The sequence below is a fragment of the Pseudarthrobacter sp. RHLT1-30-1 genome, from assembly GCF_059383415.1.
Genome location: NZ_JBWZCG010000024.1, coordinates 1 through 22,788 on the forward strand (window position 1 = coordinate 1; position 22,788 = coordinate 22,788).

At 65.4% G+C, this 22,788-nt stretch carries 25 protein-coding genes and 2 tRNA genes; 20 read left to right on the forward strand and 7 right to left on the reverse strand.

What is annotated here, in order from left to right; translation table 11 throughout:
* Positions 1-82: 82 nt before the first annotated feature.
* The 4 genes from AC50YM_RS15835 to AC50YM_RS15850 form a co-directional block, all read right to left on the reverse strand.
* Positions 83-274 carry a YbdD/YjiX family protein gene (locus AC50YM_RS15835; RefSeq protein WP_494957910.1) on the reverse strand — a complete coding sequence of 64 codons (192 nt, stop codon included), beginning with the start codon at positions 272-274 and terminating at the stop codon, positions 83-85.
* A gap of 13 nt (positions 275-287) precedes the next feature.
* Complete coding sequence (locus AC50YM_RS15840) at positions 288-2,588, reverse strand: carbon starvation CstA family protein (RefSeq protein WP_494957911.1); 2,301 nt, start codon at positions 2,586-2,588, stop codon at positions 288-290.
* Positions 2,589-2,832: 244 nt separating this feature from the next.
* Positions 2,833-3,369 (reverse strand): PadR family transcriptional regulator, encoded by a 537-nt coding sequence (locus AC50YM_RS15845; protein ID WP_494957912.1) that lies wholly within the window; start codon positions 3,367-3,369, stop codon positions 2,833-2,835.
* Between the two features lie 132 nt (positions 3,370-3,501).
* The gene (locus tag AC50YM_RS15850) at positions 3,502-4,485 is read right to left on the reverse strand and encodes an NAD(P)H-quinone oxidoreductase (protein WP_494957913.1); all 984 of its coding nucleotides are present in this window, start codon (positions 4,483-4,485) and stop codon (positions 3,502-3,504) included.
* A 166-nt stretch (positions 4,486-4,651) separates the two neighbouring features.
* Between AC50YM_RS15850 and AC50YM_RS15855 the strand changes: the two genes are divergently transcribed.
* The 3 genes from AC50YM_RS15855 to AC50YM_RS15865 all read left to right on the forward strand — a co-directional run bounded on the left by AC50YM_RS15855 (position 4,652) and on the right by AC50YM_RS15865 (position 10,719).
* Positions 4,652-4,739: transfer RNA gene (locus AC50YM_RS15855), tRNA-Ser, on the forward strand.
* A gap of 243 nt (positions 4,740-4,982) precedes the next feature.
* Complete coding sequence (locus tag AC50YM_RS15860) at positions 4,983-5,789, forward strand: VOC family protein (RefSeq protein WP_494957914.1); 807 nt, start codon at positions 4,983-4,985, stop codon at positions 5,787-5,789.
* A 382-nt stretch (positions 5,790-6,171) separates the two neighbouring features.
* The gene (locus AC50YM_RS15865; RefSeq protein WP_494957915.1) at positions 6,172-10,719 is read left to right on the forward strand and encodes an ExeM/NucH family extracellular endonuclease; all 4,548 of its coding nucleotides are present in this window, start codon (positions 6,172-6,174) and stop codon (positions 10,717-10,719) included.
* Between the two features lie 219 nt (positions 10,720-10,938).
* Here the strand turns inward: AC50YM_RS15865 and AC50YM_RS15870 are convergent, their stop codons facing one another.
* On the reverse strand, positions 10,939-13,053 hold the full coding sequence (locus tag AC50YM_RS15870; RefSeq protein ID WP_494957916.1) for an FAD/NAD(P)-binding protein: 2,115 nt from the start codon (positions 13,051-13,053) through the stop codon (positions 10,939-10,941).
* A 119-nt stretch (positions 13,054-13,172) separates the two neighbouring features.
* Between AC50YM_RS15870 and AC50YM_RS15875 the strand changes: the two genes are divergently transcribed.
* The 7 genes from AC50YM_RS15875 (at position 13,173) to AC50YM_RS15905 (ending at position 18,271) form a co-directional block, all read left to right on the forward strand.
* On the forward strand, positions 13,173-15,410 hold the full coding sequence (locus AC50YM_RS15875; protein ID WP_494957917.1) for a prolyl oligopeptidase family serine peptidase: 2,238 nt from the start codon (positions 13,173-13,175) through the stop codon (positions 15,408-15,410).
* A gap of 160 nt (positions 15,411-15,570) precedes the next feature.
* Positions 15,571-15,658, forward strand: a tRNA-Ser gene (locus AC50YM_RS15880).
* A 259-nt stretch (positions 15,659-15,917) separates the two neighbouring features.
* Entirely contained in the window at positions 15,918-16,157 is a 240-nt protein-coding gene (locus tag AC50YM_RS15885) for a hypothetical protein (RefSeq protein ID WP_494957918.1), read from the forward strand.
* The gene (locus AC50YM_RS15890; protein WP_494957919.1) at positions 16,154-16,492 is read left to right on the forward strand and encodes a hypothetical protein; all 339 of its coding nucleotides are present in this window, start codon (positions 16,154-16,156) and stop codon (positions 16,490-16,492) included. Before AC50YM_RS15885 ends, AC50YM_RS15890 begins: the two co-directional genes overlap by 4 nt.
* 196 nt (positions 16,493-16,688) lie before the next feature.
* Complete coding sequence (locus AC50YM_RS15895) at positions 16,689-16,859, forward strand: hypothetical protein (RefSeq protein WP_494957920.1); 171 nt, start codon at positions 16,689-16,691, stop codon at positions 16,857-16,859.
* 151 nt (positions 16,860-17,010) lie between these two features.
* Positions 17,011-17,160, forward strand: coding sequence for a hypothetical protein (locus AC50YM_RS15900; RefSeq protein ID WP_494957921.1), 150 nt, complete (start codon positions 17,011-17,013; stop codon positions 17,158-17,160).
* The gene (locus AC50YM_RS15905) at positions 17,147-18,271 is read left to right on the forward strand and encodes a tyrosine-type recombinase/integrase (RefSeq protein WP_494957922.1); all 1,125 of its coding nucleotides are present in this window, start codon (positions 17,147-17,149) and stop codon (positions 18,269-18,271) included. Before AC50YM_RS15900 ends, AC50YM_RS15905 begins: the two co-directional genes overlap by 14 nt.
* A gap of 71 nt (positions 18,272-18,342) precedes the next feature.
* On the opposite strand, the gene AC50YM_RS15910 is transcribed toward AC50YM_RS15905, so the two are convergent.
* Both AC50YM_RS15910 and AC50YM_RS15915 read right to left on the reverse strand, forming a co-directional pair.
* Entirely contained in the window at positions 18,343-18,600 is a 258-nt protein-coding gene (locus AC50YM_RS15910) for a helix-turn-helix domain-containing protein (RefSeq protein WP_494957923.1), read from the reverse strand.
* Between the two features lie 342 nt (positions 18,601-18,942).
* On the reverse strand, positions 18,943-19,179 hold the full coding sequence (locus AC50YM_RS15915; protein WP_494957924.1) for a helix-turn-helix domain-containing protein: 237 nt from the start codon (positions 19,177-19,179) through the stop codon (positions 18,943-18,945).
* A 139-nt stretch (positions 19,180-19,318) separates the two neighbouring features.
* Here AC50YM_RS15915 and AC50YM_RS15920 point away from each other — a divergent pair, with 139 nt between their 5' ends.
* The 10 genes from AC50YM_RS15920 (at position 19,319) to AC50YM_RS15965 (ending at position 22,700) form a co-directional block, all read left to right on the forward strand.
* Positions 19,319-19,573, forward strand: coding sequence for a helix-turn-helix domain-containing protein (locus AC50YM_RS15920; RefSeq protein WP_494957925.1), 255 nt, complete (start codon positions 19,319-19,321; stop codon positions 19,571-19,573).
* A complete protein-coding gene (locus tag AC50YM_RS15925) occupies positions 19,570-20,043 on the forward strand; it encodes an HNH endonuclease signature motif containing protein (protein ID WP_494957926.1) in 474 nt (157 codons plus the stop codon). Before AC50YM_RS15920 ends, AC50YM_RS15925 begins: the two co-directional genes overlap by 4 nt.
* A gap of 2 nt (positions 20,044-20,045) precedes the next feature.
* The gene (locus AC50YM_RS15930; RefSeq protein ID WP_494957927.1) at positions 20,046-20,285 is read left to right on the forward strand and encodes a MerR family transcriptional regulator; all 240 of its coding nucleotides are present in this window, start codon (positions 20,046-20,048) and stop codon (positions 20,283-20,285) included.
* A gap of 105 nt (positions 20,286-20,390) precedes the next feature.
* Positions 20,391-20,669, forward strand: a complete 279-nt coding sequence (locus tag AC50YM_RS15935; RefSeq protein WP_494957928.1) for a hypothetical protein — start codon at positions 20,391-20,393, stop codon at positions 20,667-20,669.
* A gap of 216 nt (positions 20,670-20,885) precedes the next feature.
* Complete coding sequence (locus AC50YM_RS15940; RefSeq protein WP_494957929.1) at positions 20,886-21,152, forward strand: hypothetical protein; 267 nt, start codon at positions 20,886-20,888, stop codon at positions 21,150-21,152.
* Complete coding sequence (locus AC50YM_RS15945) at positions 21,149-21,346, forward strand: hypothetical protein (RefSeq protein WP_494957930.1); 198 nt, start codon at positions 21,149-21,151, stop codon at positions 21,344-21,346. The genes AC50YM_RS15940 and AC50YM_RS15945 overlap by 4 nt, the downstream gene beginning before the upstream one ends.
* A gap of 168 nt (positions 21,347-21,514) precedes the next feature.
* Positions 21,515-21,697 carry a hypothetical protein gene (locus AC50YM_RS15950; RefSeq protein WP_494957931.1) on the forward strand — a complete coding sequence of 61 codons (183 nt, stop codon included), beginning with the start codon at positions 21,515-21,517 and terminating at the stop codon, positions 21,695-21,697.
* Positions 21,698-21,803: 106 nt separating this feature from the next.
* Positions 21,804-22,025, forward strand: a complete 222-nt coding sequence (locus tag AC50YM_RS15955) for a hypothetical protein (protein WP_494957932.1) — start codon at positions 21,804-21,806, stop codon at positions 22,023-22,025.
* 112 nt (positions 22,026-22,137) lie between these two features.
* The gene (locus tag AC50YM_RS15960; RefSeq protein ID WP_494957933.1) at positions 22,138-22,437 is read left to right on the forward strand and encodes a hypothetical protein; all 300 of its coding nucleotides are present in this window, start codon (positions 22,138-22,140) and stop codon (positions 22,435-22,437) included.
* Positions 22,434-22,700 carry a hypothetical protein gene (locus tag AC50YM_RS15965; protein WP_494957934.1) on the forward strand — a complete coding sequence of 89 codons (267 nt, stop codon included), beginning with the start codon at positions 22,434-22,436 and terminating at the stop codon, positions 22,698-22,700. The genes AC50YM_RS15960 and AC50YM_RS15965 overlap by 4 nt, the downstream gene beginning before the upstream one ends.
* Positions 22,701-22,788: the final 88 nt, after the last annotated feature.

The following is a 22,788-nucleotide window of genomic DNA, read 5'->3' on the forward strand; positions in this document are numbered from 1 at the left end:
ATCACCCCCCCTCCCCCCCCCCCCTCCCCCCCCCCCTCCCCCCCCCCCTCCTGTAACGGCAACGTCGATCAGCGGAAACCGGTCAGCAGCACCGGCCCTGCGGATTGGCGTCCTGACGGTCCGTCTGGTCCCGCCAGAATTCCCGCTCGGTCATCGGTGCGGAACCGTGTCCGGCTTCGGCATGGTGGCCCAGGTACTTCGCATACGCATCCGCACCCATCACCCCGCCCAGGTACCGGGCGAATCCCCGGAAGCCTGCGACTACAGCATTCATCTCTGTCTCCGTACTAGTGGTGCGCGGCCTTCTTGGCCAGCTTGTCCGCCGGGAGTTGATTCCACTCCACCATCAGCTCACGTTCGGCCGCGGTGGGAACCGGACCGGCCGGGGCGAAGACGCGGGACGGCAGCGCCGGATCCTCATTGTCGCTGTTGACCACTCCGGCCTTGGCGTTGCGGAACGCCTTGTAGGTGGCGATGAGTGCTGCGGCGATAACGATGATGCTGAGCACCACGAAGATGACCGAGAGCCAGCCCTGGATCGCGGTGTTGCGGATCACCGCTTCCATGGCCGGGACGGTCTTGGCTGTGCCGAAGGAGGTCTTGCCGTCCGCGAGTGCCTTCGAGAAGGCCGCGTTGTTGGCGAAGTAACCCACCGCTGGTGTGGAGGAGAAGATCTTCTGGTAGCTGGCCGTGATGGTGACGACGGCCGCGAAGGCCATCGGCAGGGCGATGATCCAGAGGTACTTGAACGAGCCCTTCTTGGCTGCGATCGCCAGGCAGACGGACAGGGCGATGGCGGCCAGCAACTGGTTGGCGATACCGAACAGCGGGAACAGCGTATTAATGCCGCCCAGCGGGTCCGTGACGCCCATGATCAGCACGGCCCCCCACGCCGCGACCATTACGGCGGTGGCGAACCATGCACCGGGACGCCAGGAGTGGTCCTTGAACTTCGGGAAGAAGTTTCCGATCGAGTCCTGCAGCATGAAGCGCGCCACCCGGGTGCCGGCGTCGACTGCGGTCAGGATAAACAAGGCCTCGAACATGATGGCGAAGTGGTACCAGAAGCCCATCAGGGCCGTGCCGCCGATGAACTGCTGCATGATGTGGGCCAGACCGACGGCGAGGGTCGGGGCCCCGCCGGTACGCGAGACGATGCTGGTTTCGCCGACGTTTGCGGCCGTCTCGGAAAGCAGGTCCGGACTGATGTTGACGCCGGACAGTCCCAGGCTGTTGACCCAGGCGGCAGCCGTTTCAACGGTCCCGCCGGTGAGGGCTGCCGGGGCGTTCATCGCGAAGTAGAGCCCGCGGTCAATGGAGATTGCCGCCACGAGGGCCATGATGGCCACGAAGGACTCCATCAGCATTCCGCCGTAGCCGATGTAGCGGGACTGGCGTTCCTTCTCGATCAGCTTCGGCGTCGTGCCGGAGGCAATCAGGGCGTGGAATCCCGAGAGCGCACCACAGGCGATGGTGACAAAGAGGAACGGGAACACTGCACCCGGGAAGACCGGGCCGTTGTCGCGGCTGGCGAATTCGCTGAAGGCCGGGACGGAGATTTCCGGCCGGACCACGATCACGGCGAGGGCCAGCATCACGATGACGCCGATCTTCATGAAGGTGGAGAGGTAGTCCCGCGGTGCCAGCAGCAGCCAGACCGGCAGGATGGCGGCGATGAAGCCGTAGATGATGAGGGCCCAGGCGATGGTGACCTTGTCCAGCGTGAAGAATGCGTCGCCCCATTCGGTGGCGGCGACGGCTCCGCCGCCGATGATGGCGGCCATCAGCAGCACAAAGCCGATCAGGGAAACTTCCATGATCTTGCCTGGCCGGATGAAGCGCAGGTAGATACCCATGAAGAGGGCAATCGGGATGGTCATGCCGACGGAGAAGACACCCCACGGGCTCTCGGCCAGGGCGTTGACGACAACGAGGGCCAGGATGGCAACGATAATCACCATGATCAGCAGCGTGGCGATCAGAGCGGCGGTGCCGCCGATGACGCCGAGTTCCTCGCGGGCCATCTGGCCCAGGGAACGTCCGCCGCGGCGCATGGAAAAGAACAGGACGACGTAGTCCTGGACGGCGCCGGCGAACACGACGCCGAAGATGATCCAGATGGTGCCCGGGAGGTAGCCCATCTGGGCGGCGAGGATCGGGCCTACGAGCGGGCCGGCGCCGGCGATAGCGGCGAAGTGGTGGCCGAAGAGGACGTTGCGGTCCGTACGGACATAGTCCTTGCCGTCTGCCCTGTACTCCGCGGGAGTGGCGCGGCGGTCATTCGGCTTGAGCAGGTAACGCTCGATGACCTTGGAGTAGAAGCGGTAGCCGATCAGGTAGGTGCACACTGCGGCGAACACGAACCAGATGGCGTTGACCGTCTCACCCCGGACAATCGCGAGCATGAACCACGCCACGGCGCCCAGCAGGGAGATTGCCACCCAGAGTGCGATCTTGGCCGGCGTCCATTTGCGGTCTTCAGAGTCGACCACGGAGGCGTCCACGGCGGTGGCCGGCAGTGTCGGGTCCGGCGTTATGCCGTCGTCGACCAATAAGTTCTTTGGCGTGCCATCTGGCATTGTGCCCATGTCTCCTCCTTGAGAAACCCCAACCGGGCAAATCCATTGACAGATGTGCCCGAAAGTACCCTACCAACGGCGCAGATGCTTGGGTATGGGTTTGCGCCAGGCGGTCGGTTCGGGTCGATGAACGGTCGATCCGAATGCCAAGCGGCGGGCCGGGACACCGGGGATCGCGGGCGCCACCCGCCCGTCCCGGCACCCGCCCGTCCCGGCACCCGCCCGTCCAGGACTTAAGCGTCCGGCTTGGGCGTCAGGCGGCCGGCCCGGCCAGCTGCATGAGCCGGGCCTCACAGAGGTCCAGCCAGCGCACCTCGGCCTCAGTCTGGAAGATGAGGGAATCCAGCACCAGTAGCCGGGCGGTGTCGGCGGCCCGGTGCTGGGACGCCATGTCCCGCCGGGCTTTAGTGTAGTCCTGCAGGGCCCGGATGGAGACGGCACGCTGGGCGTGGATGGCGGCGCCGACGTCGACGCCGGGGAGGGTGAGCCCCAGGGCGAGCTTGATGGCCAGTTCATTCCTCGGAGGGCTGGTCCGCGGCACCGGTGAGGTGAACCAGTCGCGGACCTCGTCGCGGCCGTCAGGGGTAATGCTGTAGATCACGCGCCCCTCGTCGTCCGCAGCATCCTTGCGGACAAGGCCGTCACGTTCGAGACGATCGAGGGTGGTGTAGACCTGCCCGATATTGAGAGGCCAGGAGGACCCGGTGCGGCCCTCGAATTCGATCCTGAGCTGGTAGCCATAGCGCGGGCGGTCCTGCAGGAGGGCGAGGAGGCTGTGCCGGATGGTCATGATGCTCCCGGAGGGTAGCGGGACGACAGCATACACGCGCCCCAAGACGCGTGTATACCGCGTATGGAATTACATTACCGTTATTCGCCAGCCGGAAGCAATTCAGGATATTCCAGGACTGGAATATGTGTCCTACATAACCAGCAGGATTTTCCCCACGTGGTCGCCGCTGTCGAAGTACCGGTGCGCGGCGCCGGCCTGCTCCAGCGGAAAGGTCTTCGCCACCAGCGGCCGGATCCGGCCGTCGGTGAGCAGCGGCCAGACCCCATCGCGGACAGCGTCCATGATCACGGTCTTCTCCCCCACGGGCCTCGGGCGCAACGCCGTGGCAATGATCGCGGCGCGCTTGCGCAGCAGCTTTCCGAGGTCCAGCTCACCCTTGGCGCCGCCCTGCAGGCCGATCACTACCAGCCGGCCGTAGTCCGCGAGCGCGTCCACGTTTTGGGCCAGGTACTTTGCCCCGACGACGTCCAGGATGACATCGGCCCCCTTCCCGCCGTTCTGCGCACGCAGACTCTCCGGAAAATCCTCCTCAGCGTAGTTGATCGCGATGTCCGCGCCCAGGAACGCCTTGGCGGTGCCGACCTTTTCAGCGGTTCCCGCGGTGGTGGCCACGACGGCCCCAAAGGCCTTTGCGAGCTGGATGGCCATCGTGCCGATGCCGCCGGTTGCCCCGTGGATGAGCACCGTCTCGCCCGGCTGCAGCTGGGCGGTCATGATCAGGTTGGAGTAGACCGTCGCCGCGACTTCCGGCAGGGACGCGGCCGTGACGAGGTCAATACCCTCCGGGACCCGAAGGACCTGGCCCGCCGGAACGGCCACCTGCTCGGCGTAGCCACCGCCGGCGAGCAGGGCCACGACCTTGTCCCCGACAGAAAACGGTTTGGCCACCCCTGGCCCGAAGCCGGCGATCCGGCCGGAGACTTCGAGCCCGGGAATCTCCGAGGCACCCGGCGGGGGCGGATAGTGGCCCTTGCGCTGCTGGACGTCGGCGCGGTTCAGCCCCGCGGCGACGACGTCGATCAGCACCTCACCGGTTTCGGGCACCGGCGACGGAACCTCGCGGACCTCCAGGGTCTCGGGTCCGCCCGGCTTTGAGATATAGACAGCCTTCAAAAGAGAACTCCCGGTTGGTAACAGATTTCTTGCGGCTTCTTTGATGCACCCTCGGCACACCAGGTCCGAAGCGCATTCTTCCAGAGTAGGCGGAGGAGCGTCCCCCCGCCCGCGGGCGCACCGGGTTTTTGTGGCTGCCGACAGCCTATGAAACACTACTCGTTAGGGAAGGTTGTCCGAGCGGCCGATGGAGCTGGTCTTGAAAACCAGTGTGCGGTAACCCCGTACCAAGAGTTCGAATCTCTTACCTTCCGCGAATAATGCCCCTGCTTGAGCGCTTGCGCCGGAGCAGGGGCATTTTTGCGTGCCCGGCCGGGCGGGCGGGATTGCTGGGGGCGCGGTTCGCAGCGGGCACCGGCGCGTCCCGCCGGGGCCGGTCCCGTGAGCCCATTGAAACCGTCAGGGCACCCGCATAGTATCGCCGTGTCTTCACCACCCCCACGAAGCCGGCGGCCCGGGAGCAGGAGTCAGGCCGCCGAACAGAGCAGGAGCCCGCCATGCCCACACCCCACCACTCCAACGGAGCGCCGTGCTGGATCGACCTGATGACGTCCGACACCGAAAAGGCCAAAGCTTTCTACGGCGAACTTTTTGGCTGGACCTTCGAGACGGGCGACCAGGAAAAGTACGGCGGCTACATCACGGCCCGGAGGAACGGCCGGTCGGTGGCCGGAATCATGCAGAAGCAGGAAAGCCAGGCCAACTTCCCGGACGTCTGGTCCACCTACCTGCGCACGGACGACGCCAGGGCGACCGTCAAGACGGCGGCTGAACATGGCGGCCAGGTCTACCTGGAACCCATGGATGTGCCCGAGCAGGGCAGCATGGCCATGATCGGCGACGCCACCGGCGCGGCCGTCGGCGTCTGGCAGCCCGGCGGGATGAAGGGCTACGAGCTCGCTGCCGAAGCCGGAGCGCCGGCGTGGCATGAGCTGCACACCAAGGATTACGCCGCCGCGGTCAAGTTCTACGAGGACGTGTTCGGCTGGGAGACCGAGGTCATGAGTGACACCCCGGAGTTCCGCTACGCCACCCTGGGCGCCGGAGACGACGCGAAGGCGGGGATCATGGACGCCTCGGGTTATCTCCCCGCCGGGGTGCCGTCCCACTGGCAGGTCTACTTTGCGGTTGAGGACACCGACAGGGCGATCGAAAAGGCCGTGGCCATGGGCGCCCGCGTGATCGACGGGCCCGAAGACTCCCCGTTTGGACGGCTTGCAACGCTCAATGACCCCACCGGAGCGATGTTCAAGGTCATTGCCGACACCACACCGCAGGGCGCTGGCGGCCCGGAGCCGCTGTAACCGCCGGGTAGCAAGCACCCTTCGCACCCTTTAGAAAAATTGCTGTAAGAAATACCGGCCAGCCCCTTCCACTTGGGCTACTGGCCGGTATTCTTTTGGAATGCCCGGCCCTCCAAGGGGCCGGCACAGTTAACCCGGCATATGTCGGGAACTGGACCAACTCCGTCGCTGGGGCGCACCGTTGGTTGCCCCGTGCCGGCTGTGGCACGTCCCGCTGGGGGACGTCTCGCCGAATGCACACACTAGACACACCGTGTTCATTCACCCCTGTTTTGATGTGCCGGGAACTGCTTGACCAGGAGCAGGAACCGGCCGGTCCGCGGGCATCACCCGGACACCCCTCACCAGCCCCTACCCGGGCACCTAATGAGAGTTAAAGCGGATGAAACACATACCTTGGAAAACCGCGCTGGGCACAGCGCTGTCGGCGGGGCTCATCGCAGCCCCGCTGGCGGCTGTGCCGGCGTTCGCCGTGGAGGTCTCCCCGGCAGCGGCTGGCACTTCACCGGTCATCATCAACGAGGCGTACCTCAGCGGCGGCAGCGCCGGCGCAGCCTACAAGAACAAGTTCGTTGAGCTGTACAACACCTCGGACGCCCCGGTCTCGCTGGACGGCTGGTCACTCCAGTACCGGTCATACACGGGTACCGGCGCGCCCGGAAACGTCGTCCCACTGACCGGCAGTATTGCCGCCAAGAGTTTCTACGTGATCAAGGCGGCCGGCAACAATTACGCGACGTCGACGGCGCCGGAATTGGCGGCGTTTGATCTTGACGCTGGCACCAGGTTCAACCCCAGCGGCACCACCGGAACCATCGTGCTGGCCAAACAGGCCACCGCCCTCAACCCGCTGGCCGCCGGCTCCGTCATCGAGCCCGCCAACGTCGCTGATCTGCTCGGCTACGGGACCTCCAACACCTACGAAACCCTGGCCGCCACCGCGCCGGCAGGCAACACCGACGTCAAGAGCCTCAACCGCAGCGACGGCGTCGACAGCAACAACAACTCCGCCGACTTCACCCTCAACGCCACGATCACCCCCAAGGCAGCCAACGGTGTGGCCACCCCCGTCGACCCCGGCACTCCCCCGGCGGTCAAGACCATCGCCGAGATCCAGGGCAACGGCGCCGCGAGCCCGCTCGTAGGGACCTCGGCCACCACCCGCGGCAAGGTCACCGCGACGTTCCCCACCGGTGGGTTCGCGGGCTACTACATCCAGACCCCCGGCACCGGCGGCGACCTGACCCCGGCCAACCACTCGGCGTCGGACGCGATCTTTGTCTACTCGGCAGCCACGGCCGGTTCCGTCCAGATCGGCGACTACGTCGAGGTGACCGGCGCCGTCAGCGAGTACTTCGACATGACGCAGCTGACGGTCGCCGCCGCGGCGGACCTGAAGAAGCTCACCGAGGCTGCCCCGGAAGTCAAGGCCACCGGCATTGCCCTGCCGGCAGAGGAAGCCTTCCGCGAAGCACTCGAAGGCATGCTGCTGACCCCGCAGGGACCCGTCACGGTCACTGACAATTACTCCCTGAACCAGTACGGCGAAATCGGCCTGGCCGGCGGCACCACCCCGCTGGAGCAGCCCACCGCCGTCGCTCCGTTCGGTTCGGCCGAGTACACGGCCACGGTCGCCGCCAATGCCGCCCGCGGCATTAGGCTCGACGACGGCGCCACCACCAACTTCCTCAAGGACGCCGCCACCAAGGCCCTGGAGCTGCCGTACCTGACCACGGCGGACCCCGTCCGGGTGGGCGCACCGGTGAACTTCAAGACCAACGTTGTGCTCAGCTACGCCAACAGCTCCTGGAAGTTCCAGCCGCTGACCCACCTGACCCCCGCAAACGCGGACACGGTCCAGCCGGCAAGCTTCGGCGCCACCACCCGCACGGAGGCTCCGGCCGCCGTCGGAGGCAATCTCAAGATCGCTTCGTTCAACGTGCTGAACTACTTCCCCACGACGGGCGATCAGCTCACCGGGTGCACCTACTACACGGACCGCGACGGCAACCCGATCACCGTACGCGGCGGTTGCGATTCGCGCGGAGCAGCCAACGCTGACAACCTCCAGCGCCAGCAGGACAAGATCGTCGCCGCCATCACCAAGTCCGGCGCCGACGTCGTGTCCCTCATGGAGATCGAAAACTCCGCAAAGTTCGGCAAGAACCGCGACGATGCCCTGGCCAGGCTGGTCGACAGCCTGAACATCGCCACACCGGGGATCTGGGACTACGTCCGCACACCTGCCAACGCACCGCCGCTGGCCGATGAGGATATGATCCGCACCGCTTTCATCTTCAAGAAGGCCGCAGCAGAGCCGGTGGGCGAGTCCATCATCCACAACGACACCGTCGCCTTCGCGACTGCCCGCAAGCCGATGGCCCAGGTCTTCAAGCCGGTTGGGGCCGCCGATGACAAGCAGTTCATCGCGATCGCCAACCACTTCAAGTCCAAGGGCTCGGCCGCCACACCGGAGGACACCGACAAGGGCCAGGGCGCGTCAAACCTCGCCCGCACCGCCCAGGCCCAGTCGCTGCTGGCGTTCTCCGACGAACTGCAGAAGTCCAAGGGCACCGACAAGGTTTTCCTGATCGGCGACTTCAACTCCTACGCCAAGGAAGACCCGATCAACGTCTTCACGGCCGCGGGGTACGTCAACCAGGACGAAAAGGCGAAGAACGCCGACGGTTCCGCCAAGCACTCCTACCTCTTCGGTGGCCTGGTGGGCTCGCTGGACCACATCCTCGCCTCACCCGGTGCCAACGCCGTCGTCTCCGGCGCCGACATCTGGAACATCAACTCCGTGGAGTCCGTCGCCCTGGAGTACAGCCGGTACAACAACAACGTGACCGACTACTACGCGCCGGACCAGTTCCGGGCCAGCGACCACGATCCGGTGGTGGTGGGCCTCGACCTTCCGGCCACCCCGGCCATCCCCGCCAGCGTTGAGCTGAACCTCCTCGGCATCAACGACTTCCACGGCCGCATCGACTCCAACACCGTGTTCTTCGCGGGAACCATCGAGAAACTGCGGGCCGCGGCTGCCCCCGGCGCCACGGCGTTCCTCTCCGCGGGCGACAACATCGGCGCCTCGCTGTTCGCCTCGGCCGTTGCCAAGGACCAGCCGACCATTGATGTGCTGAACGCCCTGGAGTTGCGGACCTCGGCCGTGGGCAACCACGAGTTCGACGGCGGCTGGGCCGACCTGCGTGACCGCGTCATTGCGGGCGGCAGCAACGCCAAGTTCCCGTACCTCGGCGCCAACGTCTACAAAAAGGGCACCACCGAGCCGGTCCTGCCGGAGTACACGGTGCTCGACCTGAACGGTGTCAAGGTCGCCGTCATTGGAACCGTCACGCAGGAAGTGCCCTCGCTGGTCACCCCCGCGGGCATCGCCGACCTTGAGTTCGGTGACGCGGTCGAAGCCATCAACCGTGTCGCGGCCAAGATCAAGGCGGACAAGCTCGCCGACGTGATCATCGTGGAGAACCACGACGGCGCCGGTTCCGGTGCGCCCGAAGGTTCCACCCTGGCGCAGGAAGTCGCCGCCGGCGGCCCGTTCGCCAAGATGGTCACCGAGGTCACCCCGGATGTTGCGGCCATCTTCAACGGCCACACCCACAAGCAGTACTCCTGGGATGCCCCGGTCCCCGGGGCGGAGGGCAAGACCCGCCCGATCGTCCAGACCGGCAACTACGGCGAGTACATCGGCCAGATCCAGTTGACGATCGACACGGCAACCATGTCGGTCACCAGCTACAAGGCCGGCAACGTCAAGCGGACCACCTCCTTGGAGCAGCCGGCTGACGTTCTCGTCCGTGACTACCCGCGGGTCGCCGCGGTCCAGACCATCGTTGACAAGGCGCTTGCCGAAGCAGCCGTGGTCGGCGACCAGCCGGTCGGCGCAGTGACCGCTGACATTACGACAGCGTTCGCCGGTTCCCCGGCCAAGCGCGATGACCGTGCCAGCGAGTCCACCTTGGGCAACCTCGTCGCGGATTCCCTGGTTGACTCGCTGCAGACCCCGGATCTCGGCGGTGCCGAGATCGGCGTCGTCAACCCGGGCGGCCTGCGCAACGAGCTCTACCACGCGCCGGACGGCACCATCACCTACGCCGAGGCCAACGCGGTCCTGCCGTTCGTGAACAACCTGTGGACCACCTCGCTGACCGGCGAGCAGTTCAAGACGCTCCTGGAGCAGCAGTGGCAGACCAGCCCGGACGGCACGGTTCCCAGCCGCGCCTACCAGCAGCTCGGCCTGTCCAAGAACGTCAGCTACACCTACGACGCCGCCCGCGCCGCCGGTGACCGGATCACCTCAATCCGGGTCAACGGCGCGCTGATCGACCCGGCGAAGTCCTACCGGATCGGAACGTTCAGCTTCCTGGCCACGGGTGGCGACAACTTCCGTATCTTCACCTCCGGAACCAACACCAAGGACTCCGGACTCGTGGACCGTGACGCGTGGATCAAGTACCTGCAGGCGAACAACCCGGTTTCGCCGGACTTCGCCCGCCGCTCCGTCGCCGTGGTGAACACGACCGCCGCTGAGGTCAAGGGCGGGGAGGCCATCACGCTGGCCATCTCCAAGCTGGACCTCACCTCGCTGGGCAGCCCGGTCAACGCCTCGCTGCGCGCCGAGTTCACGGACGCGAACGGCGCCGTCACCGCACTGGGCACGGTACCGGTTTCCGCCGGCGCCGCCACGGTAAACGTGACGGTTCCCGCCGGGGCCGCTGCGGGTACGGGCACCCTGGTGCTCACCGCCGTCGAATCCGGCACCGTGGTGAAAACCAGTGTGCTGGTCGCAGCCAGCGTTCCGGTCCCGCCGAAGTGCGCCGCCCCGGTCAAGCCGCGGTTCGCCGACATCGTGGGCCAGGTCAGCTACGGACAGGCGATGGCGGCCTACCGCAAGTGCCTGAAGGGCTAACCCCCTAGCCCCCACGCCCCTTAGCCCCCACGCCCCTTAGCCCCCACCAAAGGACATGCCCTCCCCTGGGCTGCAGCACTGGACATATAGCCCATATGTCCAGTGCTCAGCCTGGACGGAGGGCATGCTCAGCGGTGGACCGCGGGTGCTGCGGGCGTGCTCAGGGGCTCGCCGGTACGGAGGGCATGCTCATTGGTTGGGCACGCCCAGGGAAGCCAGTCAGCGTCCGAGGATGGCCCGGGCGATCTCATCCGCGTCGCGCAGCGTGCGCTGGCCGCTGCGGTACACGGGTCCGCTCTTCGGCCGGGCCTCGGCAGCGATAGCGGTCCCCCACTGCACGGCGGATAACTGCAGTCCCAGGACGTACAGGCCTTCCGTCACCGAGCCGTTCGAGCCGAGCGGCCGGTAGGGGTGCAGCGCGACGTCCAGCCCGGAGGTCGGCACCGGGGATCCCTCGGCCGTCATCATGAGCCGGGGGCGGACCAGGCCCTCGGCAAGCAACTGCTCCAACAGCGGGGACTGGTTGACCCCGACCTTGTTCGCCGGCGCCAGCGCCTCGACCATGGCCACGGCCGTCACCACTTCGCCGCCACCGTCGGCATTATTCCCCACCCACGGCGAGACTGCGGTGAAGGTCCCCGACTTACGGTCCACCCCGAACTTCGGGTCCGGCCCGACGAAGCGCACGACTCCGGCCCGGACCAGGGCCGCGAGCTGTTCGGCACGCAGCGCCGGCGGTCCGCTGGCGAGGCCTTCGACGAAGGATTCGAACCAGCCGCGGAGCCCGGCGACCCAGGACTCGTCGGTGATTCCGCCGTCCGCGACCGCCGTCTTCAGCACGGCCCGGCCATGGTGCAGGGCGCCGATGGTCATCTTCACCGGGTCGTCCTCGCCCAGCGCGGAACGCCGGGCGTCGTCGAGCAGGTAGTCGATGACGGCGGCGTCGAGTTCGGCGCGGGAGGCGAACGAGCGCCCGGCCAGCGGCGCCGCGAGTCCGAGCAGGTTCAGCCGGTGCGAGGGCCGGAGATGGACGTCGAGGACGGAGTCCACCAGATCCTCCCACTTTGCGGAGGTGTGCGCGTGCGGGTGCAGGGCCTCCTCCAGCGCCCGCAGGAACTCCTTCGGCTCCGTCAGGATGGCGCCCGGCTGCGAGCGCGACAGGGTGGAGTAGTAGGCCCAGAGCGCGTCGCGGTGCAGGAGGGGCCAGAGATCGTGGTCGAAGGCGGGCCGGATGCCCGCCTCCGCGAATTTCGCCAGGGCATCTTCGGTGCAGTACCGCAGCGTCACCGCGTCCGGATAGTAGCCGGACAGGGTCGCCTTGGCCCGGTAGGGGGTGCCGCGACGCGAGGCGGCGATGATCAGCGGTTCACGGCCGGAGGGAAGGTAGCTGAGGACGCCGTCCCCGCCCGGCAGGAACCGTCCGCCGCGGCCTTCGGTCAGCTGGCCCATGGCATCAAAGAAGTTCAGGCCCATGCCGCGCACCAGCACCGGCTTGACGGCCGGCACCAGGGACCAGTCGACGTCGGCCGGCACAGCCGGGGGCAGGTACAGCAGTCCGAATTCCTGCGCCGCCGCCTGGAGCTCGCGCTGTTCGGGGTTGAGCCGCGCCTCGAGGTGGCCGAGTGCGAGCACCACGGAATCGACGGTGAGGACCGCGCCGCCGGACAGTCCGACGTCGAACCTCACGCGTCCGCCGTCGCCCGCGTCCCCCGCGTCGCCCGCGTCCCCCGCGTCGCCCGCGTCCCCCGGGTTCCCCATGTCGCCCGCGTCCCCCGCGTCCCCCGGGTTCCCCATGTCGCCCGCGTTCCCCGCATCCCCGCGGGCGGCAGCGTCCCCTGGGACCCCGCGAGCAGCAGAGTGGCGGACCGACGTCGCCGCCGTGTCGTGGAAATCGACCGTGACACTGGCGGGAAGGCGGGACACCAGCTCCTCCAGGGTGGAGCGGAGGTAGCGGCCGTAGAGAGCCCGGCTGGGGAAATCGGCCGAACCCAGCCCGGCGAGTTCGGTGCGGTCATCGGCGGTGAGGGAGGGGTGCGGCCGGTCCTGCTGTAGTTCCCGCCAGCGGTCGAACGTCTGGCCGGCCAGCGGCCTCGCGAGGCCGGCGTCCTCCGGGATCACTGTGGGGTAGAACGACTGCGTGTTCATCAGGTAGTGCCGCGACTGGCCGGGCTGCCAGACATGTCCGGGCCCCGCCGGCCAGGGATCAATAACGTCAATATGCAGGGTGGCCCCCGGCCCGGACGGCACCCAGTTGGCCAGCAGCCGCTCCAGCACGCTCGTGCCCCGGGGACCGGCGCCGATCAGTGCGGTCCGGATGCTCTGCGATTTGCCCACGACATCCAGCGTATCCGCAACGGGCACCCGGCCCGGACCGCCCCGTCGCACCCAAACCGCGAACCGCCGGGCCGCGGCGGAACTTGCCTCCGGCGCGCCGATGTTGCTTGGATGGAAAAATGACCACCGCTGAAGCTGCACCCCTTCCCGCCCCCGAACCCGTCGACGAGAACATCTGGCTCGAGGAGATCTACGGCGCGGAACAGCTCGCCTGGGTCCGCGAGCAGAACGCCCGCACCGAGGAACTCCTGGAGGATGCGGAGTACACCCGGCTGGAAAACAGCATCCTCGAGGTGCTGGATTCCACCGACCGGATCGCCATGGTCGGCAAGCACGGCGACTGGTACTACAACTTCTGGAAGGACCGGACGAACCCCAAGGGCCTGTGGCGCCGGACCAGCTGGGACAGCTACCGCGGCGGAGCGCCGGAGTGGGACCTGCTGCTGGATGTGGACGCGCTCGCCGCGTCGGAAGGCGAGGAATGGGTCTTCCACGGCGCCAACTTCCTCCGCCCGGCCGAGGGCGGGACACACCGGCGGGCCCTGCTGGCCCTCGCCCCCGACGGCGGCGACGCGAACCGTTACCGCGAGTTCGACGTCGAATCCCGCAGCTTTGTGGACCCGGCGGCCGGGGGCTTTGACCTGCCGACGGCCAAGGGAAACGTTTCCTGGCTCGATGCGGACACCCTGCTGGTCTCCTCCACAGCGGAGGGCCTGCCCAGCACCACGTCCTCCTACGCCCGGACCGGCGTCAGGCTGCGCCGCGGCGGATCCCTGGCCACGGCCGAGCGGCTGTTCGAGATCCCGGAAGACCACATGATGGCGCTCGTGGCGCACGACTCCACCCCGGGCTTCGAGCGGACCTTCGCCGTGGACTGGATCAGCTTCTTCGAAAAGACGACGTCGGTGCTGCGCGAGGACCAGTGGGTGCAGATCGACGTTCCGGCGGACGTGAACCTCAGCTCGCACCGCGGCTGGCTGCTGTTCCGGCCGCAGCAGGACTGGACCGTCGGCGGCACGACCCACCCGGCGGGGTCCCTGCTCGCGGCCGGGTTCGACGCCTTCCTCGCCGGCAACCGGGAGCTGTCCGTCCTCTTCACCCCCGACGAGCACACCTCCCTGCAGTCCTGGAGCTGGACGCGGGACTTCCTGCTGCTGAACCTGCTGCGCGACGTCTCCTCGGAGATCCGGGTCCTCGATCCGCAGCAGCCCGGCACGGACGCCGCCTGGGCCGCGACCGTGCTGGACGCCTGCCCGCCGCTGCACGACGTCAACGCTTACGCCGTCGACGACGAGGACACCGCCGATGATTCGGACGACGACGGCACCGACGGCGCCGCACCGGTCGCCGAGGGCGAGGCGCCCGGTGCGGGAAACGACTTCTGGCTCGTGGCGACCGGTTTCACCACGCCGAGCACCCTCACCCGCGGCACGCTCACCCGCGGCGCCGACAGCGTGGTCAGCACCCACGAGGTGATCCGGTCCTCGCCGTCGTTCTTCAACGAGGCAGCCTATGAGGTCCAGCAGCACTTTGTTGTGTCCGCGGACGGCACCCGGGTGCCGTATTTCCAGGTGGCGTCCAAAGACCTCGCCCTGGACGGACAGAATCCCACCCAGCTCTCCGGCTACGGCGGGTTCGAGATCTCACGGACCCCGGCCTACAGCGGCGCGATCGGCCGAGCCTGGCTGGAACGCCGTACCGGGGAATCCGCCGGAACCGAGGGCGATGCCGCGCACACCCGCGGCGGCGTCTACGTGGTGGCCAACATCCGCGGCGGCGGCGAATACGGCCCGTCCTGGCACCGCGCCGCCCTGCAGGAGAAGCGGCACCGGGCCTACGAGGATTTCGCCGCGGTAGCCGCGGACCTGATCTCCCGCGGGGTGACCTCCCGCGAACGGCTCGGCTGTGTCGGCGGCTCCAACGGCGGCCTGCTGGTCGGGAACATGCTCACGCGGTACCCGGAACTCTTCGGCGCCGTATCCTGCGGTGTCCCGCTGCTGGACATGCGCCGGTACACCAAGCTGTCCGCCGGCTACTCCTGGATTGCCGAATACGGCGATCCGGACGTGCCCGAACAGTGGGACTTCATCAGGACGTTCTCGCCCTACCACCTGCTCCGGGACGGGGTGGACTACCCGGAGACGTTCATCTGGACGGCCACGTCGGATGACCGGGTGGGTCCGGTCCAGGCGCGCAAGATGGCCGCCCGGATGCAGGCGATGGGCATCCCCAACGTCTGGTTCCACGAGGCGCTCGAAGGCGGCCACGCGGGCGCCTCGGACAACCGCCAGGCCGCGGCGCTGCAGAGCCGCAGCCAGCACTTCCTCTGGCGGTCCCTGGCCGGCGGGGCGGCCTGACCCGGCAGGAGTTACCCGGGCGACTGCGCCCACTGGAGCAACGCGGGGTCATTTCGCGCCCATCCGCGGCCCGGACATGGGCTAGAAATGACCCCGCGTTGCTCGTTTTGCACTGCATGGCCCCTTCTGCGTATCCTTGGTTGGCTAGTTACTAGCAATTGGAGACGTGCCAGAGCGGCCGAATGGGCTTCACTGCTAATGAAGTGTGGGGCACAACTCCACCGGGGGTTCAAATCCCCCCGTCTCCGCCCCGGGATGCCTGCTAACTCAAGGAAGTTGGCAGGCATCCCCCCACAAACCGAGAAAATCCCCCCTAGACCACATAGAGTCATGTCGCCAATCCCCTGGAACCGTTGCGTTCTAGGGGATTCTTTGCGTTGGCCGAAACTCCGCCGGTACTCCCGGCCTAAGTTTCTGACTAATCGAGTCCATATGGACTTGACTCTAGTGTCTTGACAGCATAGATTTAGTGCATCGGAACAAGCCGATACAAGCAGGGGGAACAAGATGAGCACAGTGAAGATGATCCAAGACAAGCTCTCCACTAAGACCGACGCTGAACTGCTCGAAATGGGCAACGTAGCCAAGGACCAGAAGGACCAGTCAGGCCGCATCATCTCCGCCGCGATCACCGAAGAACTCATCGCCCGCAACCCGCAGGTAATGGACGCCGTAAACGCTTGGTCCGATGACCTCGACTCCGAAGCCGACCTGATCGAAGTACTCGCCGAAGCGCTCGCCGCATGAGTATCCCAGACGCTGCGGTAGAGGCGGCGGCGCGGGCGATGGCGCCGGCGGTTTGGGGCCCTCGGGTGTGGACATTCGCGGCACATGGAGAGACGCCGACCGCAGCTCGTGATCGGCTGCGGCGCGAGTCGCTAGAAGCCACCCGCGCCGCCCTCGTAGCCGCCGCCCCGCATATGCTGGCCGATATTGCTGGGCGACTCAGGGAACTGCCGTTTGAGGAACTGCAAAGTACAGTGACGCCGAAGGACTGGCCCGAGTCGCTGAACGTGCACAATGTCATCAATGACATTGCCGCTTGGCTTGAAGATGCCAACCCCTACAGGACCGCCAAGTGATCCCGGAGGCTGCGGTAGAGGCGGCGGCGCGGGCATTACTCGATATGGATCTTGGGGGTGGCGGCGCAAAGCTTTGGCGCGAATGGCCCAAAGGTGGCGCCTTCAAGACTGCATACCGAAGCCTCGCCCGCGCAGCGCTCGAAGCCGCAGCCCCGCACTGTGACCATTTGCACCACGACGATACGCAGGGGGAGAAATGAGTGAGCAGACTCGCTGGGAAATCACTTACTACGGAACCGGCATGAGCGCGCAGGTAAAGAGCTTCGACAACGAGGCCGAAGCTCTGGAGACATGGGCGCAGTGGAAAGAAGACCCATACAAGGGCGCCAGTTCAATCAAGCGCGTCACCGTATTGGACAAGCGATGACCCGCGGCAACACGCCCCGCCGTAGCTTCCGCGCAGACGACGACCTGTGGGCACCTGCGCTGACCGTAGCAACCAGGCGGGGCGAGAACCTATCCGACATCATCCGGGCCGCGCTACAGGCCTACATCGAACAACACGAAGGGGAAACGGCATGAGTGACTACGAGACGGTCTGCGGCGAAACCATCGACCCCGCCGAGCGGATCACCCACGAGGACGCCGAAACGCAGACATGGGAATGCACCCGATGCGGCGCTGAGTGGTGGCACGACAAGGACGAGGCACGGCATGGCAACGATTGAGACCCGGAAGAACGGCGCGGGGCACGTCACCAGCTACCGGGTTGAATGGTACGACAAGGGCGAACGGAAGCGGCACTCACTGCCGACTGAGATCCAGGCTATCCAGTGGAAGAACATCCTTGAAGCCGTCAAGCATGACACCATTGCGGCCCAGACGGCAGTGCTCCGTCAAGTGTCGAAGTCACCATCATTCGAGGACGTCGCGCTCGGGCACATCGAACGGCTCATCAACGTCCGCGAATACACGACCAAGAGGTATCGCGGCTACATCCGCAACCACTTCACCGGGATCGGCCACCTACCCGTCGATCAGGTGACCGAAGATGATTTGATTCGCTGGATCAAAGCCATGACCAAGAAGGGTTGCTCACCGAAGACTGTTGCCAACGTCCACGGGTTCGTCCACGCATCCATGAACTCAGCCGTCCGCCGCAGACTCCGCCCCGACAATCCTTGCAACGGACGCTTGCTGCCCAAGGACGACGCCACCGAAGATAAGGCGATGTTCCTCACGATGGAGCAAGTCAACGCCATCATCGACAAAGCCGAAGAGTGGCACAAACCCATGTGGCGGCTGCTCATCGGCTCAGGGCTCAGGCTAGGCGAGGCAACAGCGCTCCTACGTACAGACTTCCAGTTGGATGCCGCCACGCCCTCCGTGCGCATCATGAAGGCCTACCAGGAGATGGAATACGGCTGGGCTGTCGGCGCACCCAAGACCAAGAAGGCGCGTCGGACCGTTGCGTTGGCGCCGTCCACTGTCGAGGCTATCCGGGCGAGGGTTGAGAACGCGCCACGGAACCAGCCCGTGTTTACGATCTCGCCTGAGACTGGCGTGTTCCCGCAGCATAGGCAGTGGCTCGATTCATGGCACGACGCCGTCAAGGCTGCGGACTTGGGGCTGAACCAGCGCCCCCGGATCCATGACATCCGCCACAGCCATGCCTCGGTCCTAATAGCCGGCGGCATGAACCTGTTCGAACTGGCAAACCGGCTAGGCCACGAGAGCATCACAACTACAACGGGCACATACGGCCACCTCGTTCCGGGAAGCCACTTTAGAGCGGCGTCGATGGTCGAGACGGCACTCATGGGAGTCATCGAAGCATAGCCACCACGCGCCCCCGTAGGCCCCGCAAAACCTGACGCCCTCCGCATATCGCGGGGGGCGTCTTTCGTGCGTTACGGGCGGCGTGAGGCTCGGACGGCGGCAACCAGGAGGCGTTCCAGATCCTCGCCTAGCACTTGGCAGATGTCGCTGACGTCATTTGCCGTAAAACTTGCTTCATCCCGGAGTCGCTTGGATAGGTAGCTCTGTGATTTGTCGGTGTTGCGGGCCAACTCCGCGCCGCTCACCCGATGGCGCGCCATCGCCTGGCGAATCTCGGCCGATATGGCGCGCGCGAAGGGGCCGGGTTCCGGCTGAGTACCTGAAGGCATGGACACGACTTTATATCTCCTATGAGCCCGATAACGCGCTGACCAGCCGTTTCATGCCATATGCGCTAGCTCGTTCCATATGGCGAGGTTAACCCTCCGCGCCAGCGTAGTTTCATGACGCGCCCCGACGCAAGCGGATGCACTCCAGTTAATTTATATGCGTTAGATTAACCCGCATACGGATACTGTCTGCCGCTCAGGCTAGGGTTATCCGAACATACTTTCGAATAGATACTGGGGATCACAGCATGACCAAAGAAGCTCGCCCTCCATCGCCCGTCCACACCATCAAGGATCTGGTGGACGCTGCAGCATTAGCCGGCGTCCTCCCGTCCGTGATGCTCAGGCGATACGAGCTTCTGCGCGCTCCATCAGCACCCGAGGGCTAAGGCCCAGCGCCTCAGCAATCTCGAAGAATACGGGCATCGGGATACTCCTCTGCCCCTTCATGTACTTGGTCAGCGTGACCGGGTGGATGCCTACGCGTTCGGCCAGGGTCTTCTGGTCCATTGCGCGTTCGACTAGCTCGACCTTTATCTGTGTCGCTAGGGACGCTTCCAAGCCTTCAAAGTTGTTCATGTGGCTAATTTAAGCACGTGACCTTGTGACTTGCAACGTTTCGACTAATCGGATATGCCGTTCGCTACTCGAATTACACCGGTGAAAGATACTCGCGTCGGTACTTGCGCTTAGCCAAATGACTAGGTATGGTCATGGCATGGCTAACAAACAAGCGGTGCAGCATCCCGCAACCGAAACCGAAATCGACCTCATCAACCAGGTACTAGCCGACAAGGGCATCAGCATGAACGCCCTCGCAGACCAGACCAGCATCCCCTACGCAACACTCCGCCGCAGCCTCAAAGGCGCAAGGGCACTCAACCTCATCGAACTCCGCACCATCGCCGGGGCCATCGGAGTCCAACCCTCCCAACTCCTGCCGGCCGAGTTCATAACCGAGGTGGCAGCATGAACCGGTGGAGCGGCGTCACTCTTGAAGAACGCTTCTGGCCGAACGTAGACAAGTCGGGAGAGTGCTGGCTATGGACCGCCGGCAAGGGTAGCCATGGATATGGCTGCATCTCCGCGTATGGAAAGCCGACGACCACGCACCGCGTCTCTTATGAGATTGCCAATGGCCCTATCGCCGCAGGGCTTGTTATCGACCACCTCTGCCATCAGCGGTCATGCGTCAACCCATCGCACCTCCGGGCGGTGACTCACAAAGAAAACATCGAGAACCGATCCGGCGCGCAGGTAAATAACAGGCACGGCGTTCGAGGTGTTCGCAGACTCCCCGGTGGACGCTGGGAGGCCCGAGTCAACCACCATGGCGTAACCCATCGTGCGGGCATCTACGACACGCTGGAAGAAGCCGGAGAAGCCGCAGCCGCCAAGCGAGTGCAGCTATACACGCCGATGCGCGCAGACAGCGCAGCCTAACCATGACCCGCCTATCCCAGTCCTACGCAACAACGCAGGACATGGCCGCCAGGTACAAGATCGGCGACGACACCGTCAGACGCAAAGCCCAAACCGGCGAATGGCCTTGCGACCGAATCGGCAGGCTATACCGCTTCTCACCGGCCCAGCAAGACGACATCGCACAAATCCTCGCCGGCAACCAACGCGGCGGATACGACAAAGACCGCATCGCCGCAGCACTCCGCAAGCTCTCCGCATAACCCGCCGCAGCCAACAAGCCGGCAACACCCGCCCCGTAGAGGGCAACAACCACACCGCACCAACCCGCACCCGATGGTCCGCCGTCGGAGATAGGTCTAATCGCCATGCTCGAAAACAAGTCAGTCTCCGCTTGGGAGAACGAAGTTAAGTCCTACGGCGCCTCGCTCGGCGTTGATGTCAGCAAGTCGCAAGTACAGAAGATCGCCAAGCGATTCCAGAAGCTCAACGCCGCCGAGCCTCTCACCGCGGCGGACATGTTCGAGCTGTTCAAGCATTACGTCTACGGCGATCCCACTGGGGAAGAAGCCGTTCGCCACATCCTCAATCCCAACGAATGCACGCACAGCGCCGTCCGACGCATCACCGAAAGGAAAGCAGCATGAGCGCCACCCAGGAAACCCGTATTGAGATCACGGGCAACATCATCGTTCACCACCCCGTAACGGTTCACACCACGGCTAAGGCGTTTGCGGTGATGTGCGCATGATCCTGCTCATCCTCACCGCCGCCATTTTCGCGGGCCTCGCTATCATCCCGGCCCGTCGCGCTGACCTGCACATGATGCACGCCCCGTCCGACCAGTGCCCGGAGTGTGCGTCATGAAGCGCCCGATCATCCGTGAGTGCCCGGGCTGCCATCGTCTGACCCGTCCGCCGCGTGCCCCGATAGCCGACTACCCGGGCACTGTCCTCCGTCGTCACGGCGACAAGTGCCCGGCCTGCCACGGACGCCGCACACCCGAAGTCGTGGACTCCAACCAGCACCAAAACACCATCGCGGGGCTTGCGTCATTCCTGGCACGCCGCCGCGAACGTGAAGCCGCCATGCTACGGCGGGCCTACTACGAAGAACGGATGAGCGCATGAGTATCCCCGGTTTCGATTCAGCCCAGCGCGCTTACGAGAGCATGCTCCCGCCCGAGGAATCCGACGAATGCGAAGACGGCGACTGCGACGAATGCGCCGCTTGTATCCACGACCGCCGCGCATCTGAAGCCGACGACTACGCCGAAATGCAATACGAAGAACGCCGACTCGAAAGCAGGTACGAACGTGATTGACCACGCTTCAGCCGCAGCCGTTGTCAAGGCTGCTCTGCTGGCTCACGAGATGCTGACGGCCCGTGTTGCCGCTAACCCTGACAGTCCCGTCGCGGAAGACTTGCGGATCCTCGCAGACCGCGCCGCCAACCTCGCTAACGAGTACGGACAACTTGAGAGAAGGACGCCATGAACCTCCGCCGCATTTTCCGCCGCACCCGCCCAACCCCGCCCGCGCCGAGGCTGGACGTGCAAGAGGCGCGCATCATCTCGGCGTGGGGATTCACCGAGGCGCAATGGTCCGCACTCGAAAACCACCAGCGCGCATACTTCCGCACCAACTACCTGAAAGCACCGAGGCGAGCAGCATGACCGCGCTAACCCGCCTCCTCGCCCTCATCGACGGGCTCAACACGGACGGCGACGACTACGCAGCCGTCCGCGAAATCAAACAACTCGCACGAGAGATAGGGAAACAATGAGCGACTATTCCGAGCACCTCATCAGCATGGCCGGCGGCGACGGGGATGAGCAGCCCAGCATCCCAGAGTGCGGGGTTGCCGAACTGTCCGATGAAGACAAGCAGTGGCAGCTGCAGCGCAAGGCCGATCAGTCGGACCTCATCAACTGGATCCTGCACTACAAGAACTACGCGGACGACGATACCAAGCTGCGGCAGATACGGCTGGTGATGGAATGAGCCAGCGCCTACCCGACTACGAAGCTCTCCGCGCCACACAGGCCCGGGCGCAGGAAGCCGACCGGATCAGCCACGACCCCGTACACGACGACAACGACGAAAGGGAAGACGCATGAGTGCCGAGCATCAGCACCTAGCAGCAATCCGCAGGAGGTCCGAAGATCGCAAGGGATCGGATGCTATTGGCGGCGTGCGCGAGTGGGGCGAGATTGACTTCCTGCTTCGTTACATCGACGGCAAGGTTTGTATCTGCACAGATCAGTGCAGCGAGGATTACGAAGCCAATGACTGCGCTTTCTGCCGGGCCCTGGATCCTTATGGCCCCTGCCCTGTCGTCGGATTTGGCTGCGGGTCGGATTGCGGTGACGACGAGCACTGCACGCCCGAACAACAGAAGGCTGCGGACTCATGACCCCGTATCAGGCCCAGCGGATCCGGTTCGGTATCCTCGCGGCCCGGCACATGCTCGAACGTGACCGGCTCACGGCTTACCAGGTTGAGGATCTGGAGGGCATGGAGGTTAGCGGCTGGCGGGATGGTGACGCCGGGACCGTGAAAGCGTTCGACGAGGAGTATGTCAGCGCATCGGAACGCCTGCTGAATATCCGGTCACGCGCCGCACCCAGGGCGCATGACAGGAAGACCGCACGCAAACGGCGGTGGCTCCGTGCCTGACGCCAAGGAAGAAGCCGCCGACCTAGTCGCCGCGATACTCAACCTCCGCCGCATCAAATGCCGCGTCTACGGAAACCATGTCGAAGGC

Coding starts and splice junctions, on each gene's coding strand:
- AC50YM_RS15925 (WP_494957926.1), top strand. CDS start 19,570: ATGAACCGGTGGAGCGGCGTCACTCTTGAAGAACGCTTCTGGCCGAAC.
- AC50YM_RS15930 (WP_494957927.1), top strand. CDS start 20,046: ATGACCCGCCTATCCCAGTCCTACGCAACAACGCAGGACATGGCCGCC.
- AC50YM_RS15950 (WP_494957931.1), top strand. CDS start 21,515: ATGAACCTCCGCCGCATTTTCCGCCGCACCCGCCCAACCCCGCCCGCG.
- AC50YM_RS15885 (WP_494957918.1), top strand. CDS start 15,918: ATGAGCACAGTGAAGATGATCCAAGACAAGCTCTCCACTAAGACCGAC.
- AC50YM_RS15865 (WP_494957915.1), top strand. CDS start 6,172: ATGAAACACATACCTTGGAAAACCGCGCTGGGCACAGCGCTGTCGGCG.
- AC50YM_RS15935 (WP_494957928.1), top strand. CDS start 20,391: ATGCTCGAAAACAAGTCAGTCTCCGCTTGGGAGAACGAAGTTAAGTCC.
- AC50YM_RS15835 (WP_494957910.1), bottom strand. CDS start 274: ATGAATGCTGTAGTCGCAGGCTTCCGGGGATTCGCCCGGTACCTGGGC.
- AC50YM_RS15915 (WP_494957924.1), bottom strand. CDS start 19,179: ATGAACAACTTTGAAGGCTTGGAAGCGTCCCTAGCGACACAGATAAAG.
- AC50YM_RS15875 (WP_494957917.1), top strand. CDS start 13,173: ATGACCACCGCTGAAGCTGCACCCCTTCCCGCCCCCGAACCCGTCGAC.
- AC50YM_RS15845 (WP_494957912.1), bottom strand. CDS start 3,369: ATGACCATCCGGCACAGCCTCCTCGCCCTCCTGCAGGACCGCCCGCGC.
- AC50YM_RS15955 (WP_494957932.1), top strand. CDS start 21,804: ATGAGCGACTATTCCGAGCACCTCATCAGCATGGCCGGCGGCGACGGG.
- AC50YM_RS15890 (WP_494957919.1), top strand. CDS start 16,154: ATGAGTATCCCAGACGCTGCGGTAGAGGCGGCGGCGCGGGCGATGGCG.
- AC50YM_RS15905 (WP_494957922.1), top strand. CDS start 17,147: ATGGCAACGATTGAGACCCGGAAGAACGGCGCGGGGCACGTCACCAGC.
- AC50YM_RS15895 (WP_494957920.1), top strand. CDS start 16,689: ATGAGTGAGCAGACTCGCTGGGAAATCACTTACTACGGAACCGGCATG.
- AC50YM_RS15910 (WP_494957923.1), bottom strand. CDS start 18,600: ATGCCTTCAGGTACTCAGCCGGAACCCGGCCCCTTCGCGCGCGCCATA.
- AC50YM_RS15920 (WP_494957925.1), top strand. CDS start 19,319: ATGGCTAACAAACAAGCGGTGCAGCATCCCGCAACCGAAACCGAAATC.
- AC50YM_RS15860 (WP_494957914.1), top strand. CDS start 4,983: ATGCCCACACCCCACCACTCCAACGGAGCGCCGTGCTGGATCGACCTG.
- AC50YM_RS15965 (WP_494957934.1), top strand. CDS start 22,434: ATGACCCCGTATCAGGCCCAGCGGATCCGGTTCGGTATCCTCGCGGCC.
- AC50YM_RS15960 (WP_494957933.1), top strand. CDS start 22,138: ATGAGTGCCGAGCATCAGCACCTAGCAGCAATCCGCAGGAGGTCCGAA.
- AC50YM_RS15945 (WP_494957930.1), top strand. CDS start 21,149: ATGAGTATCCCCGGTTTCGATTCAGCCCAGCGCGCTTACGAGAGCATG.
- AC50YM_RS15840 (WP_494957911.1), bottom strand. CDS start 2,588: ATGGGCACAATGCCAGATGGCACGCCAAAGAACTTATTGGTCGACGAC.
- AC50YM_RS15900 (WP_494957921.1), top strand. CDS start 17,011: ATGAGTGACTACGAGACGGTCTGCGGCGAAACCATCGACCCCGCCGAG.
- AC50YM_RS15940 (WP_494957929.1), top strand. CDS start 20,886: ATGAAGCGCCCGATCATCCGTGAGTGCCCGGGCTGCCATCGTCTGACC.